General features: G+C 68.0%; 17 protein-coding genes. 11 read left to right on the forward strand and 6 right to left on the reverse strand.

All coding sequences use genetic code 11. The features are described from left to right. Window positions 1-6 precede the first annotated feature (6 nt). Complete coding sequence (gene pdxH / locus ABIB58_RS08635) at window positions 7-681, reverse strand: pyridoxamine 5'-phosphate oxidase (protein WP_354040320.1); 675 nt, start codon at window positions 679-681, stop codon at window positions 7-9. A gap of 111 nt (window positions 682-792) precedes the next feature. Here pdxH and ABIB58_RS08640 point away from each other — a divergent pair, with 111 nt between their 5' ends. Beyond that, window positions 793-1527 (forward strand): DnaJ C-terminal domain-containing protein, encoded by a 735-nt coding sequence (locus ABIB58_RS08640; protein ID WP_354040322.1) that lies wholly within the window; start codon window positions 793-795, stop codon window positions 1525-1527. A 9-nt stretch (window positions 1528-1536) separates the two neighbouring features. Next, window positions 1537-2622 (forward strand): chorismate synthase, encoded by a 1086-nt coding sequence (gene aroC / locus ABIB58_RS08645; RefSeq protein ID WP_354040324.1) that lies wholly within the window; start codon window positions 1537-1539, stop codon window positions 2620-2622. Here the strand turns inward: aroC and ABIB58_RS08650 are convergent, their stop codons facing one another. Continuing rightward, on the reverse strand, window positions 2623-2751 hold the full coding sequence (locus ABIB58_RS08650; protein ID WP_354040326.1) for a hypothetical protein: 129 nt from the start codon (window positions 2749-2751) through the stop codon (window positions 2623-2625). Window positions 2752-2849: 98 nt separating this feature from the next. Between ABIB58_RS08650 and ABIB58_RS08655 the strand changes: the two genes are divergently transcribed. Beyond that, window positions 2850-3191: a VOC family protein gene (locus ABIB58_RS08655; RefSeq protein WP_295226322.1), complete on the forward strand. Its 342-nt coding sequence runs from the start codon at window positions 2850-2852 to the stop codon at window positions 3189-3191. Window positions 3192-3194: 3 nt separating this feature from the next. On the opposite strand, the gene ABIB58_RS08660 is transcribed toward ABIB58_RS08655, so the two are convergent. The 3 genes from ABIB58_RS08660 to thiE all read right to left on the reverse strand — a co-directional run bounded on the left by ABIB58_RS08660 (window position 3195) and on the right by thiE (window position 6458). Beyond that, the gene (locus ABIB58_RS08660; RefSeq protein ID WP_354040329.1) at window positions 3195-4007 is read right to left on the reverse strand and encodes a hypothetical protein; all 813 of its coding nucleotides are present in this window, start codon (window positions 4005-4007) and stop codon (window positions 3195-3197) included. 43 nt (window positions 4008-4050) lie between these two features. Beyond that, the gene (locus ABIB58_RS08665) at window positions 4051-5742 is read right to left on the reverse strand and encodes a sensor histidine kinase (protein ID WP_354040331.1); all 1692 of its coding nucleotides are present in this window, start codon (window positions 5740-5742) and stop codon (window positions 4051-4053) included. A 62-nt stretch (window positions 5743-5804) separates the two neighbouring features. Next, a complete protein-coding gene (gene thiE, locus ABIB58_RS08670; protein ID WP_354040333.1) occupies window positions 5805-6458 on the reverse strand; it encodes a thiamine phosphate synthase in 654 nt (217 codons plus the stop codon). Between the two features lie 130 nt (window positions 6459-6588). Between thiE and ABIB58_RS08675 the strand changes: the two genes are divergently transcribed. The 6 genes from ABIB58_RS08675 to ABIB58_RS08700 all read left to right on the forward strand — a co-directional run bounded on the left by ABIB58_RS08675 (window position 6589) and on the right by ABIB58_RS08700 (window position 10708). After that, entirely contained in the window at window positions 6589-6774 is a 186-nt protein-coding gene (locus ABIB58_RS08675; RefSeq protein WP_017504559.1) for a (2Fe-2S)-binding protein, read from the forward strand. A 141-nt stretch (window positions 6775-6915) separates the two neighbouring features. Further along, window positions 6916-7416, forward strand: a complete 501-nt coding sequence (bfr, locus tag ABIB58_RS08680; protein WP_026108332.1) for a bacterioferritin — start codon at window positions 6916-6918, stop codon at window positions 7414-7416. Between the two features lie 69 nt (window positions 7417-7485). After that, a complete protein-coding gene (locus ABIB58_RS08685) occupies window positions 7486-8046 on the forward strand; it encodes a tryptophan-rich sensory protein (RefSeq protein ID WP_045810268.1) in 561 nt (186 codons plus the stop codon). 103 nt (window positions 8047-8149) lie between these two features. Beyond that, window positions 8150-8716, forward strand: a complete 567-nt coding sequence (gene efp / locus ABIB58_RS08690; protein ID WP_017504556.1) for an elongation factor P — start codon at window positions 8150-8152, stop codon at window positions 8714-8716. A gap of 104 nt (window positions 8717-8820) precedes the next feature. Further along, a complete protein-coding gene (locus tag ABIB58_RS08695; protein ID WP_295187009.1) occupies window positions 8821-9624 on the forward strand; it encodes an inositol monophosphatase family protein in 804 nt (267 codons plus the stop codon). A 40-nt stretch (window positions 9625-9664) separates the two neighbouring features. Beyond that, the gene (locus ABIB58_RS08700) at window positions 9665-10708 is read left to right on the forward strand and encodes a glycerophosphodiester phosphodiesterase (protein WP_354040337.1); all 1044 of its coding nucleotides are present in this window, start codon (window positions 9665-9667) and stop codon (window positions 10706-10708) included. On the opposite strand, the gene ABIB58_RS08705 is transcribed toward ABIB58_RS08700, so the two are convergent. Continuing rightward, window positions 10705-12573 carry an ABC transporter transmembrane domain-containing protein gene (locus ABIB58_RS08705; protein WP_354040339.1) on the reverse strand — a complete coding sequence of 623 codons (1869 nt, stop codon included), beginning with the start codon at window positions 12571-12573 and terminating at the stop codon, window positions 10705-10707. The two genes, ABIB58_RS08700 and ABIB58_RS08705, sit on opposite strands and share 4 nt — an antisense overlap. Before the next feature lie 134 nt (window positions 12574-12707). Here ABIB58_RS08705 and rpmE point away from each other — a divergent pair, with 134 nt between their 5' ends. Together rpmE and ABIB58_RS08715 are read left to right on the forward strand one after the other, a co-directional pair. Beyond that, window positions 12708-12932 (forward strand): 50S ribosomal protein L31, encoded by a 225-nt coding sequence (gene rpmE, locus ABIB58_RS08710; protein ID WP_039245294.1) that lies wholly within the window; start codon window positions 12708-12710, stop codon window positions 12930-12932. Between the two features lie 159 nt (window positions 12933-13091). Beyond that, window positions 13092-14654, forward strand: coding sequence for a L,D-transpeptidase family protein (locus ABIB58_RS08715; protein WP_354040342.1), 1563 nt, complete (start codon window positions 13092-13094; stop codon window positions 14652-14654).

Below are 14654 nucleotides of genomic sequence, written 5' to 3' on the forward strand. Positions count from 1 at the left end.
CGCGGGTCAGGGCCAGAGGCGGCCCGAGCGCCAGGTCTCGCCGTCGCGGTCGAAACGCAGTCGGTCGTGCAGACGGAACGGGCGATCGCGCCAGAACTCGACCGAGCGCGGCACGACGCGCCAGCCGGTCCAATGGGACGGGCGCGGCACCTCCTGACCATCGAAGCGCGCGGTTTCGCGGCCCACGGCCTCTTCCAGCACGGTGCGATCCGACAGGGGGCGGGACTGGTCCGAGGCCCAGGCGCCGATGCGGCTTTCGCGCGCGCGGCTGGCGAAATAGGCGTCGGCCTCAACCGGCGTGACCGGCTCGACCGCGCCGCGCACCCGCACCTGGCGACGCAGGGATTTCCAGTGGAAGGTCAGGGCGGCGGCCGCGCAACCGGCCAGTTCGACGCCCTTGGCGCTCTGGCTGTTCGAATAGAAGGTGAAGCCCCGCGCATCGACGTCCTTCAGCAGCACGATCCGCGCATCCGGCAGGCCGTCGGCGTCGACGGTGGACAGGGTCATGGCGTTCGGATCGTTCGGCTCGTGCGCCCTCGCGTCGGCCAGCCATTCGACGAACAGGCCGATGGGTTCGGGCCGGTCGAAGATGGTCTCGTCGCCATTGGCGGCCAGGGCGGCGGCATAGTCGCGGGCGTATTCCTCACGCGACGGGCTGGGCGGGATCACGGATGCGGTCATGGAGGGTGATGTAGTCCGTGCAGGCGCGGCTGGAAATGATCGCGGTCAAAAACGGGTGCCTCGTCGTCAGGGTTAACCGCCCATTGACCCTGATGGGCGAACGGTGACGGCATGAGCGCGCCTGTTCCGATTTCAGATGTGTCCGGCGTCCGCGAGGCCCTGTCGATCCTGGGCCTCAGTGGCGATGTCGATGCGTCCCAGCTGAAGGCCGCCTTCCGTACGGCGGTGAAGGCGGCGCGGCCGGATCAGGCCGGCGGGGACGCCGAGCGGTTCCGGCGCGTGATCGCGGCCTATCGGCTGATCCAGGCGCACCAGCCCCCTCGTCCTGCCCTGTCGGCGCCCGCCGCGCGGCCCGCGCCGTCGCCGGTTCTGGTCCTGTCGCCGATGCAGGCCCTGGCCGGGGGGCAGGTCGAGGTGCGGCTGGGCGCGCGCACGGTGCGGGTCACGGCTCCCAAGGGCCTGCGCAGCGGCGATCACCTGCGGCTGAGGCGCGGGGCGGCGGACGGGAGCGACCTCTATCTGTCGGTCTTGATCCGGCCCGAGGACGGGCTGTCGGTTGTCGGAGACGACCTGTTCATGACCTGGGCCGTCGAGCGTCGCCTGATGGCCGACGGCGGGCGGGTCGAGATCGAGACCCCTGTCGGCACGCGCTCGGCCTGGATCACCGCCGACATGGCCGCACCGGTGCGGGTGCGGTTGAAGGACCTGGGCCTGCCCGCGCGCGGATCACGGCCGGCGGGGCATCTGTTCGTGACGCTGGAGCCGTCGTCCGATGTACCCTCGGCGGCGGAGGACCTGCTGGTGCGGTTCACGCGGGTCTGGACGCAGGAGCGTCTGGCGGCCTAAGTCGGGGCCATGTCGCACAACACCTTCGGCCATCTGTTTCGCGTGACCACCTGGGGCGAGAGCCACGGGCCGGCGATCGGCTGCGTCGTGGACGGATGCCCGCCGATGATCCCCCTGACCGAGGCGGATCTTCAGCCCTGGCTGGATCAGAGGAAGCCGGGCGGCAGCCGTTTCGTGACCCAGCGCAAGGAAAGCGACACGGCGCGCATCCTGTCGGGCGTGTTCGACGACGGCGACGGGCCGGTGACGACGGGCACGCCGATCTCGATCCTGATCGAGAACGAGGACCAGCGGTCAAAGGACTATGGAGAGATCGCCCGCGCCTATCGGCCGGGGCACGCCGACTATGCCTATCAGGTCAAATACGGGGTGCGGGACCATCGGGGCGGCGGTCGATCCTCGGCGCGCGAGACGGCCAGCCGCGTGGCGGCCGGGGCCGTGGCGCGCAAGGTGCTGGGCGACGGCGTGAAGATCAGGGCCGGCGTGGTCCAGATCGGCCCGCACCGGATCGCGCCGGATCGGATCGACTTCGACGCCGTGCACACCAATCCGCTGTTCGCCGCCTCGGCCGAGGTGGTGGGCGGCTGGGAGGCCTATCTGGACGGCATCCGCAAGGCAGGATCGTCGGTCGGCGCGGTCGTCGCGCTGGAGGTCACCGGCGTTCCGGCGGGCTGGGGCGCGCCCCTGTACGGCAAGCTGGACGGCGAGCTGGCTGCGGCCCTGATGTCGATCAATGCGGCCAAGGGGGTGGAGATCGGGGCGGGGTTCGAGGCCGCCGAACTGACCGGGGAACAGAACGCCGACGAGATGCGGCTGGACCTGAACAGGCAGCCGGTCTTCCTGTCGAACAAGGCGGGCGGCGTGCTGGGCGGGATTTCGACGGGCCAGCCGGTGACGGCGCGGGTGGCGTTCAAGCCGACCTCCTCCATCCTGACCCTGCGCCAGACGATCACCCGCGACGGCGAAGAGACGGACCTGCGCACCAAGGGTCGTCACGATCCGTGCGTCGCCCTGCGCGCCGTGCCGGTGGTCGAGGCCATGGCCGCCTGCGTGCTGGCCGACGCCTATCTGAGGCATCGCGCCCAGGTCGGCTGATCAGGGTCTGGGTCGGGCCGGTCGCGGGTTCGTGCGATCGGTGTCGAGCCTGCGCGGCGGCTCGACCGGACGCGCCTCGCACCGCATCAGGGCCATCAGGGCCGACAGGCCTGTCGTCATCACGATCATCGCTCGATTCCTGCAACTGCGAACCGTTTGCAGGTTTGCGCATGTCGAGGGCGCGTGCAAGACAAGGGACCGGTGGCGCCCAACTCAGGAGATCAACCGTGCGTGAAGACGGAAAGCTGGACTACCTCGAACTGCCCGCCGCCGACCTGCCCGCGACCAAGGAATTCTACAGCCAGGCTTTCGGCTGGACCTTCGTGGATTACGGCCCGACCTATGCGGCCTTCGATCAGGGACTGGACGGCGGGTTCGACGCCGATCAGGCCGATCAGACCAAGACCCCCCTGCCCATCCTGTACGCCCATGACCTTGAAGCCATGCAGGCCAAGGTCGAGGCGGCCGGCGGCCGGATCGTGAAACCGATCTACAGCTTCCCCGGCGGTCGCCGCTTCCACTTCGCCGATCCGGCCGGCACCGAAATGGCGGTCTGGTCCGAGGGCTGAGCCCTATTTGACGTCGATGGACTGGCCGATGCGTTCGGCCAGATCCCGGTCCGCGCCCTCGACGCTGGCGATCCATACGTGGATCTCCCTGGGGTCCGCAGCGCGCTGGAACAGGTGCTCCATCGCCAGACGGCGGCTGCCCTCGGTGACGACGACCGAGGCGCGGCCGCCGGCACGGACCGTCTCGCCGTCGTAGATCGGAAACTGCGACGACGGGCCGGCGTAGATCATCAGCAGGGTCTGGTCGCCACGCTGGACGCGATAGATGCTGGCGTTCGCGCCCGCGCGCGCCGGGGTGATCGTCAGGCCGGCGGGCAGCTGGATGCTGAACGGCAGGGCGGCGATGGCGGCGGCGTTCAAGGCCGCCGGCGCGGGCGCGGCGGCCGGCGGGGTTGCGGCAGGCGCCGTCGGTGTCGGTTGAGGTGTCGGTTGAGGTGTCGTCGCTTGAGGCGCCGTTGTGGTTGAGGCTGGCGTTTGCGGACGTGTCGCGGTCGCCGGACGCGTCGTCGCCGCCGGGCTTTGGCCAATCGGCGGCAGGGTCTGAGTCGTGCGCGGCGCGGATGACGTGGCGGGCGCCGGGCGCGGCGATGCTGCGGGGGTCTGGCCGATCGGAGGCAGGGCCTGGGTCGCGCCGGCGGTCGGCCCCGGAGTCAGTGTCGGTGTCGGAGCCGCGGTCGATGCGGCCGGAGACGTGGCCAAGCCGGAAGGCGGCGCGCTGTTCAGATCGCGGGTCAGGTTGGAACCGGGACGTTGCGCCGGGGGCGTGGTCGTCTGTCCGGAAATCACGAGGGCGGCGGCAAGGGCGATCATGGGCATGGCCGGACCATCGCGCGCCCGGCGGGCGACCGCAAGCGCGACCTCACGCCTTGGGCAGCGCGACCCAGAAGGTGGCGCCCTCGCCCGGCGCGGAGATCACGCCGATCGAGCCGCCCTGCAACTCGACCAACCGCTTGGCCAGGGCTAGGCCGACGCCGTGCCCCTCGACCGTCGACCGCTCAAGGCCCAGGCGGTTGAAGGGCTCGAACAGCTGCGCCTGCTTCTGAAGCGACAGGCCGGGGCCGAAATCGCTGACCTCGATGCGGACGCAGTCGTCCTGACGGAGCGCACGCAGGACGACACGGCCGCCAGAGCCGCCGTATTTCAGCGCATTGCTGGTCAGGTTGGTGATGATCTGGGCCAGACGCTGGGAGTCCGCGACCGCGATCAAGCCATCGCCCTCGCACACCACCTCGACGGTGACGCGGTCGACGTCGGGCCACAGCAGGCACGTGCGGCGCACGTCTTCCAGCAGGCCCGGAATGTCGGTCGGGCGCAGATCGACCCGGACCGCCCCGGATTCGGCGCGCGCCACGTCCAGCAGATCGTGGGCCAGGGTTTCGACCTGCCGCGCGGTCTTGACCAGCATGTCGGACATCTCGGCCTGCTGGGCCGAGACCGGTCCGAGATGGCCCTGCCGCCACAGATCGCCGATGCCGATGATGCCGGCGACCGGGCTCTTGATCTCATGCGCCACGTTGGCGAGCAGGCGAGACTTGGCCTCCGAGGCCTTTTCCGCGCGTTCGCGACCAACGCGCGCGCGCTCCGCCAGAAGATCGCGCTCTTCCAACAATGAGGCCACCAGCAGGACGGGCATATAGCCGATCAGCACCAGCATCTGGGCCATCAGAACCTGGTGGGTCAGGTCGCCCTTGCTGTAGGGACCATGCCCCATCATGGCGCTGCCGACCAACAGGATGCTCATCACGACCAGGGTGAAGGCCGCGCCGGCGACGCCGAGCCGGACCGCGATGCCGAGCAACAGCGGGAGCAGGACGAAGCCCATCGGCACGTCGCCCGTGAAAGCGACGTAGTAGAAGACGGGCACCAGGCCGATCAGAATGACGGCTTCCAACAGCTTTCTGGGCTTCAGCAGGCGGGCGAACATCGCAGGCGTCAGCGACATGCCCAGCGACCCCAGGACCGCGATGCCCAGGGTGTGGCCGAGCCACCAGGTCTGGAAACCCTGCCAGACGATGTCGCCCTGGCCCATCAGCGACAGGATCAGAACGCTGCACAGGGCGGCGGGGATCGGCGCCAGGACCGCCGCAAAGAACAGGAAGCTGACCGCGCCATTCAGGCTGGACAGATTGAGCGTGGGCGAGAAGCGACGCGCCAGCATAACGGCCGCCACGATCTCGATCATGTTGGCGATGGTGAAGGCCAGGGCCAGCGGCGGCTTGTTGCCGGCGATGATCTCGCCGATCAGGATGCTGACGGTCAGGACGCCTGCGAAGGTGAGGTCACTGGCGTGACCACGGCTGGTGCGCAGCCACACGGCGACCGCGACGCCGCTGGCGCCCCACAGGCCGGCGACCAGCCCGGCCGAACGGCCATAGGCCACAGCCACGGCGACCAGGATGGCGACCGCCACGCCCGTCAGCACGGGGACTAGCGGGCTGGAACCGTCCGGACCGTCGGCGCCACCGGGGCTCGGCCGATGGCCAGCCGCCAGTACGCCCTTCACGGACGCGCTGTGGGGATCATCGACATTGAGCGCGCGGCTCAGGATCATGGACAGGTTCCGACCAATAAGAGGTCGGCATAGGACCAGCCGGTTCCTAATATCCCCTGAAGTCAGGGCCTCAATTTTTCATTGAAGCGCCTGACGGCCTCGGCTGGGCCGTCGGGATGGTTCCAGACCCCGCCGCTGACCGCCACGAAGTCAGCGCCGGCTTGGGCAAGCTCTGCTGTGTTATCGACCGTGATCCCGCCAATGGCGACGCAGGGTGTCTCGACCGTCTCTTGCCACACGGTCAGGATGTCCAAGGGCGGGCGATGCACCGTTTCCTTTGTCTCTGTGGGATAAAAGGCGCCGAAGGCGACGTAGTCGGCGCCGCCCTCTGCGGCGTCCCAGGCCAGGTCGCGGTCGTCGTGGCAGGTGACGCCGATCATGGCGTCCGGCCCCATGATACGCCGCGCCTCGGCCAGCGAGCCGTCTTCCTGACCGATATGAACGCCGTCACAGCCGGTGGCCCGCGCCAGATCCGGCCGGTCATTCAGCAGAACCGCGACATCATGACGCCGCGCGATGGGAGCCAGCGCCTCGACAGCCGTGCGGATGGCGGCGTCGTCGGCGGGCTTCAGCCGGATCTGCAAGGCCGCGACATCGCCGGCGGCCAGGGCCTGATCGAGGGTTTGCGCAAAGGCGTTCAGGTCGGCGATCGCAGGCGGCGTGATCAGATACAGCCGGCAGGGCGGACGCTCGGGGACAATCGGTGTTCGGGCCATGTCCGTCATTGCCCGCCCCCGCGACAATCCGTCAACGGGCCACCGCCTGCTGAGCCATGCGAACGACTTGCAATCGCCTTAAGGACTGCTATAGCGAACCATTCTCAGTCAGTGAAACGTGTAGCGCCTCGTGTACGTCTGCAACTGTAACGGTCTTCGCCAGCGCGATGTCGCCCAGGCCATCGAGGCCGGCGCCTGTCGTCCGCGCGACATCTTCGCGCGCAACCAGTGCCAGGCCCAGTGCGCCAAATGCGTCTGCGAAATGCGTCAGATGATTCAGGAAAGCCGCGAAGCGTTCGCACTCGCAGCCGAATAGTTTGCTTCGCCTGCGGGCGACAGTCACTCGCACTCTCAATGCAGTGATAAAAACTCGCAAATAAACACGCCGCGTTTTACTGTGTTATGGCTGCGCTCGACAGACGGCGATAGCGCCGTGGCGAGACCAAGGACCATGGCCATGAAGGGCGACCCCGCAATCCTGCGCACGCTGAACGCAGTGCTGACCAACGAGCTGACGGCGGTAAATCAGTATTTCCTGCATGCCCGCATGTTCGAAAGCTGGGGCCTCGCGCACCTGGGCAACGTGATCTACGAAGAATCGATCGGCGAGATGAAGCACGCCGACATGCTGATCAAACGCATCCTGTTCCTGGACGGCCTGCCCAACCTGCAGGACCTGCACAAGCTGAAGGTCGGCGAGGATCCGATCGAATGCCTGGGCGCCGACCTGCAACTGGAGCTGGACAGCCGCGCCACGACCGCCGCCGCCGTGACCCAGTGCGAGGAAACCCGCGATTACGTCAGCCGTGACCTGCTGATGAAGATCCTGGCCGACACCGAAGAGCACATCGACTTCCTGGAAAACCAGCACAAGCTGATCGAGCTGATGGGCGCGCAGAACTATCTGCAATCGGCGATGAAAGAGATCGTCACCGACGGCGCGGCGACCGGCAACTAAGCTCTGCCTTCTGACGGAACCCCAATCCGCTCCGGCCATTAGCCTGTCAGGGCCAAGCTGGAGCGGACCATGACCGATATCGACGACGCCATCGACGACGTGCGCGACGCCGCCATGGACTTGTTGAACAGCGAGGGCCGCAGCGCCGGCCATGTGGTCGCCGGCATCGCCCTGACGGTTGGCTTTGCTCTGCTGGCGCATGGGATCGCCTCGGGCGCCCTGACGCCCAAGCGCAATCTGAAACAGGTCCGCAAGAAGGATCTGCCGATCACCGAGAAGCCGCGGGGCGCCTTCAGCCTGATCCTGCCCGCCGTGTTTTCCGCCACCACCCTGTCCGCGGTTCGGGTGTGGAATGCGCCGTCGCGGCCCGAACGCACCCGCGCCATGGGCCTGTGGCTGGCCGCCCAGACGGTGAACGCCGTCTGGCTGGGCCTGCGTCCGTCGTCGATGGCGCGCCAGGTGATCGCCGCCATGTCGTCGGCGGGTCTGGCCGCCGCCTTCGCCCACGAGGCGCGCAAGCTGGACGAAGGGGCCGGCAAGATGGCGGCGCCGCTGGGGTCGGGCGTGCGGTTCGGAAACTTCCTGCATCGCAAGGCCGATGACGCCTCGAGCGGGCGCACCCTGCATTAGGTTGCGTCGCCTTGCCCTTTATCGGGGCTTCCTCTAGGGATCGCGCCCTATTCGCCTCGCCCCGAACGGTGCGAGGGCGCAACTCCATTTCCGATGTGACCCCATGAAGATCAACGGCAACACCATCAAGCCCGGCATGGTCCTGCAGCACAATGGCGGCCTGTGGGTCGTCACCAAGGCCAGCCACGTCAAGCCCGGCAAGGGCGGCGCCTTCGCCAACGTCGAGGCCAAGAACCTGGAAACCGGCAACAAGCTGAACGAACGCTTCCGGTCGGAAGACAAGGTCGAGCGCGTGACGCTGGAACAGAAGGACTTCTCCTATCTGTTCGACAACGGCGACAGCCTGGTCTTCATGGACGACGCCACCTACGAGCAGATCGAACTGCAGAAGGACTGGGTCGGCGAAGAGCGCATCCCCTATCTGCAAGAAGGTATGAAGGTCGTCATCGAGATGCACGAAGAGCGTCCGATCGGCCTGGAGCTGCCCGATCAGGTCGTGCTGGAAGTCGCCGAGACCGAGCCGACCGTGAAGGGCCAGACCGCCTCTTCGTCCTACAAGCCCGCGCTGGCGTCGAACGGCGTGCGCATCATGATCCCGCCCTATATGTCGGCCGGCGAGCGTATCGTCGTCGACACGACCAGCGGCGAATACGTCCGCCGCGCGGACTAACAGACCACCATGCCAAAGCGGCCCCTTTCGGGGCCGTTCCTTTCTGAACTTCTCCGACTGTCCGGCTGCGGCTTTGAAGGACTTTCGGACCAGGAGATTCCTCGATGGCCCTCGCCTCCGCCCTGCTCCAAGTCATGACCGATGCGGTGCGCAAGACCGCCCGCCCGATGCTGCGCGACTTCGGCGAAGTCTCCCAGCTTCAGGTGTCGAGAAAGGGCCCCGGCGACTTCGTCACGGCCGCCGACCTGAAGGCCGAAGACACGCTCTACGAACTGCTGATGAAGGCCCGCCCCGGCTACGGCTTCCTGGGCGAGGAACGCGGCATGGTCGAGGGGACGGACAAGTCCCACACCTGGATCGTCGATCCGATCGACGGCACCACCAACTTCATGCACGCCATGCCTCACTTCGCCATCACGGTGGGGCTGGAGCGCCGCGCGCCGGACGGGTCGAGCGAGATCGTCGCCGGGGTCACCTACAACCCCGTCATGAACGAGCTATTCTGGGCCGAAAAGGGCAAGGGCTGCTATCTGAACGACCAGCGCATCCGCGTCGCCGGCCGTCGTGACCTGTCCGAAAGCCTGATCGCCACCGGCCTGCCCTTCATCGGCAAGTCGGGCCACGCCCAATCGATCAAGGACCTGCACGCCGTGGGCCAGCGCGTTGCGGGCATCCGTCGCCTGGGTTCGGCCGCCCTGGACTTCGCCTGGGTCGCGGCCGGTCGCTACGACGCCTATTATGAGCGCAATCTGAAGCCCTGGGACGTGGCGGCGGGCATCCTGTTCGTCACCGAAGCCGGCGGCCGGGTCACGACCATCGAGAACGACGGCGATCCCAAGACGGGCAAGTCGATCCTGGCGTCGAACACCGAACTGCATCCGCACCTGCGCAAGGTTTTGCAGGGCTGATTGTCATAGGGGCGACGCGCCCCTGCCCTATCCAAGGCGGATGATCCGTTTCATCCTGTGCGGACTCGTCCTTCTGACCGGAACGCCAGCCCTGTCACAGTTTGGCGCCCAGCCCCTGATCATCGCCCACCGCGGCGCCTCCGGCGAACGGCCCGAGCACACGCGTGCGGCCTATGAGCTGGCGATCGAACAGGGCGCGGACGTGATCGAGCCGGATCTGGTGCTGACCCGGGATGGCGTCTTCGTCGATCGGCATGAGAACGAGATCGGCGGGACGACCGACGTCGGCGACCGGCCCGAGTTCGCAGGTCGTCGGACGACCAAGACCATCGACGGCGTCGAGACCACCGGCTGGTTCACCGAAGACTTTACCCTGGCCGAGTTGAAGACCCTGAGTGCCAGGGAGCGATTGCCCGGCTTTCGACCGGGCAGCGCCGCCCATGACGGACAGGAGACGATCCTGACCTTCGACGAGGTCGTCGCCATCGCGCGAGACGCCTCCGCGCGAACCGGGCGGACGATCGCCGTAGCGCCGGAGCTGAAACACCCGACCTATTTCGCCGCGATCGGTTTGCCGATGGAGGACGGATTCGTCGCTGAACTGGAGCGGCTGGGCCTGACGGGCGCCGACGCCCCGATCATCATCCAGTGTTTCGAGGTCGGGCCGCTGGAGCGGTTGGCGACGCGGATCGATGCGCCGCTCGCTCAACTCGCAGCGGCCAAGGGCGGACCGGCCGACCGGGCGGACGTGACCTATGCCCAGATGATCACGCCCGACGGACTGAAGACGATCGCGACCTATGCCGACTGGGTCGCGCCGGAGATGACCCTGATCCTGCCGCGCGACGCCGAAGGTCGCACGACCGCGCCGAGCACTCTGGTCGCCGATGCCCATGCGGCGGGCCTCAAGGTCGTGGTCTGGACCCTGCGGGCCGAGAACGCCTTCCTGCCCGTCGAGCGACGCAGAGGCGATGACCCGGCCGGGCACGGCGACATGGCCGGCTATGCCGCAGCCTTCGCCGAGGCCGGGGTCGATGCGCTGTTCAGCGATTTCCCAGCGCTGGCGCGGACCACGGCGCCCTAGTTGCGGAACTGAAGCTCGGCGAGGCGAGCGTAGAGGCCGCCCTGGGCGACGAGTTGCTCGTGGGTGCCCTCTTCGACCACGCGGCCGTCGTCCATGACGACGATGCGGTCGGCGCGCAGGACGGTGGCGAGGCGGTGGGCGATGACCAGGGTGGTGCGCTCTTCCATCGCCTGATCGAGCGCGACCTGGACCAGGCGTTCGCTTTCGGCGTCGAGCGCGCTGGTGGCCTCGTCGAGCAGCAGGATGGGGGCGTCGCGGACTAGGGCGCGGGCGATGGCGAGGCGCTGGCGCTGGCCGCCCGACAGGCTCTTGCCGCGCTCGCCGAGCGGGGTGTCGAACCCTTCCGGCAGGGCGTCGATGAAGCCGAGCGCCTGCGCCTTTTCGGCGACGGCGCGGGCCTCTTCCAGGGTGGTGTTCTCGCGGCCGAAGCGGATGTTTTCCAAGGCCGAGCCCGAGAACAGCGGCGTTTCCTGCGACACCCAGGCGAAGCGGTCGCGCACGGCGACGGGATCGGCCTGGCGCACATCCACGCCGTCGACCGAGACCATGCCGGTCTGCGGATCATAGAAGCGCAGCAGCAGGCGGAAGACCGTGGACTTGCCAGCGCCGGACGGGCCGACCAGGGCGACCGTCTCGCCGGGGCGCACGGTCAGGCTGAAGCCCTTCAAAGCCGGAAGGTCGGGGCGGCCCGGATAGGCGAAACCGACGGCCGACATCGACACCTCGCCGCGCGGGGGCGTCGGCAGGGCCGTGGGCTGCGGCGGCGGGGCGATGCCGGCGACGGCGCGCATCAGCTCCTCAATCCGTTCCATGGCGCCGGCGGCCTTTTGCACGTCGCCCCAGCTTTCGCCGAGCGCGCCCACGGCGCCCGCGGCGAAGACCGATAGAAGGACGAACTGAAGCAGGGCGCCGGGCGTCATGGCGCCCTTCACCACATCCTGAGCGCCCAGCCACAGCACCAGGGTCACGCCGCCGAACATGACGACGATGATCAGGGCGGTCATCCAGGCGCGCGCCTGCATCCGGGTCAGGGAGGCGTTGAAGGCGTCCTCAACCGCCGCGCCGAAGCGGGTGATGGCGCTCTGTTCGCGACCGAAGGCCTGGACCGTCTCGATGGCGTCCACGCTTTCACCGGCGAAGCCGACGGCGTTGGCGAAGCGGTCCTGAGACGCCACGGTCAGTTTGCGCACCTTGCGGCCGAAGATGAAGATCGGCCCCAGGAGGAAGGGCACGATCAACAGGACGAAGCCGGTCAGCTTGGGGCTGACGAAGAACAGCAGGGCCACACCGCCGATCAGGGTCAGGAAGTTGCGCAGCGCATAGGAGATCGACGTCGTCATCAGCGTCTCGATCAGGGCGATGTCCGTGGTCAGGCGCGACAGCACTTCGCCGGTGCGCATATGGGCGTAGAAGGACGGGTCCAGCGTGAGAATGCGGCCGAACAGGCCCTTTCGCACATCGGCGATGACGCGCTCGCCCGTGCGGGTGACGAAATAGTAGCGGGCGGCGGTCGCCAGTCCCAGGAACAGGGCGTTGGCGCCCAGCAGCAGGAACCAGATGTTCAGATTGGCGCCGCCGGCCTCGAACCCATGGTCGATGGCGCCGCGCGCCAGGGCGGTCAGGCCCAGCGAGGCGGCGGTGGACAGCAGCAGCCAGAAGACCGCCATCAGGGCATGACCCTTGTGACGCATGGCGAAGGGAATCAGTCGCGCCAGCGGGCGGATGTCGCGGCGCTTGGCGCGCTTGGCGCCCGCTTCGGACATCTGTTCGGCCAGAAGGGCGCCGGCGCTGGGCCGACCTTCTAGCGACGCCATGCCCGAGGCGCGGTTGGCGGATGGGGCGGAGGCGGCGGCTTGATCGGTCATTTCGCCCGCCTCTTGCCCCGGAACGCCCCCCGGTGTAAACGCCGCCCCTCATTCCCGCCGGCTTTCTGGCGGGTTTCTCATTTCACGCGCACGGACGGTCGGCATCGTCACCGCGCAGAGACCGGACGACGACCATGAAGGCGGATACCCATCCCGACTACCACTTCATCACCGTGGTGATGACCGACGGCAGCACCTACCAGACCCGCTCGACCTACGGGAAGGAAGGCGACAAGCTGGCCCTCGACATCGACCCGACGACGCACCCGGCCTGGACGGGCGGCAACGCCCAGCTGATGGACCGCGGCGGTCGCGTCTCGCGCTTCAACAACAAGTTCGCCGGCTTCATCAAGAAGTAAGCGCGTCCTGGGTGCGACATCTCGCAGCAATCGGAACACCAAGAGCGTCGGTCGCAAGGCCGGCGCTTTTTGTTTGGTCGGAACACCGATAATGTGGGGGCGTTCGGGTACCAGGGGCGTCGGCCACGCTGGCCGAAGCGATCGAAGAAGCGGAAGACGATGAATAGACGGCAACTGGGTCTGGGCGTCGCGACGGCGGCCATGACCCTTGGCTCGGCGGCGCGCGCGCAGCAGGTCTTCGTGCAGCGCGGACCGGAGGCGACCGCCTTCTACAACAGCTTCAACGACCAGATTTCGCGTCTGCCCGAGACGCAGCAGGCGGATGTGCGCGCCTTCTATGAAATGAACGGCTGGCGGCCGGTGTGGAACGCCGACCGTGTGCGCGCCTTGAACACCGTCGCGGCCGGCGCCAATCGCCATGGTCTGGCGGGCTCTGACTATTTCGACTTCGTGGGACTGGCGGCCGATCCCGCGAGCGCGGATCTGCGGACCACGGCGGCGGCGCTGGCCTATGCCCGCGTCCTAGCCGAGGGCAAGGTGCGGCCCGAAACGGTCGAGGACCTGTGGGAAATGCAGAAGAACCGCGTGGACTTGCCGCGCGGTCTCAGCGACGCCTTGACCCGCAATGTGCTGGGCCAATGGTACGACGGCTTGGCGCCGACCGACATCGGCTATCAGAATCTGTCGGCCGGCTATGTTCGCTATCGCCGTCTGGCGGCGCAGGGCGGCTGGCCCCGCTTCACCCAGGGCGCGACCATCGAGCCGGGCAATAGCGATCGCCGCATCCCCGCTCTGATCGACCGCCTGACCGCTGAGGGCGACCTGTCGGCCGCAGACGGCGCGCGGTTGAAGGCGCAGGGCCTGGTTTACAACGCCGAACTGCAGCGTGCGGTGCAGAGCTTCCAGAATCGCCATGGCCTGGGCGCCGACGGGCGGATCGGCGCGGGCACCCAGCGCTCGCTGGGCGCCTCGGCCGAGGACCGTGCGCGTCAGATCGCGCTGAACCTGGAGCGCCGTCGCTGGCTGAAGCGCGAGGTTGCGCCCGAGCGGATCGAGGTCAACACCGCCGCCGCCATCATGGTCTATTGGAAGGACGGCAAGCCGGTTCACTCCAACCGCGTCGTGGTCGGCTCGGCCGAGAACCAGACGCCCAGTCTGGAGAAGCCGTTCGCCTCGGTCGTGGCCAATCCGCCCTGGTATGTGCCGGCCGGCATCGCGCGCCGCGAAATCCTGCCCAAGGGGCCGGGGTATCTGGCCGCCAACGATATGTATGTGAAGGACGGCACGGTCATCCAGCGCGCCGGTCCGCGCTCGGCCCTGGGCTATGTCAAGTTCGAGCTGCGCGACAGCTACGCCATCTTCCTGCACGACACGCCGTCGAAGGCCGCCTTCAACCTGTCCACGCGTCAGCGCAGCCACGGCTGCGTGCGGGTGCAGAATGCGGTGGAGTTCGCACGCCTGCTGCTGTCGCCCGATCCGACCAAGCTGGCCCAGTTCGACACGGCTCAGGATACGCGTGAGACGACGCGCGTGACCACCGGCCGGGAAATCTCGGTGCGTCTGCTGTACTGGACCGCCTTCGTGGACGGTCAGGGCCGCGTGGCGTTCCGCGAGGACGTCTATGGCCGCGACGACAAGCTGGCGCAGGCGCTGGGCATCGGCGTCAATCTGCCCAAGCCCATCGACGACGGTCGGGCGGACGCCAACGACGTCGGGCCGTAG

Source organism: Brevundimonas sp. UYEF29 (genome assembly GCF_040546195.1).
GTDB classification, from domain to species: domain Bacteria; phylum Pseudomonadota; class Alphaproteobacteria; order Caulobacterales; family Caulobacteraceae; genus Brevundimonas; species Brevundimonas huaxiensis.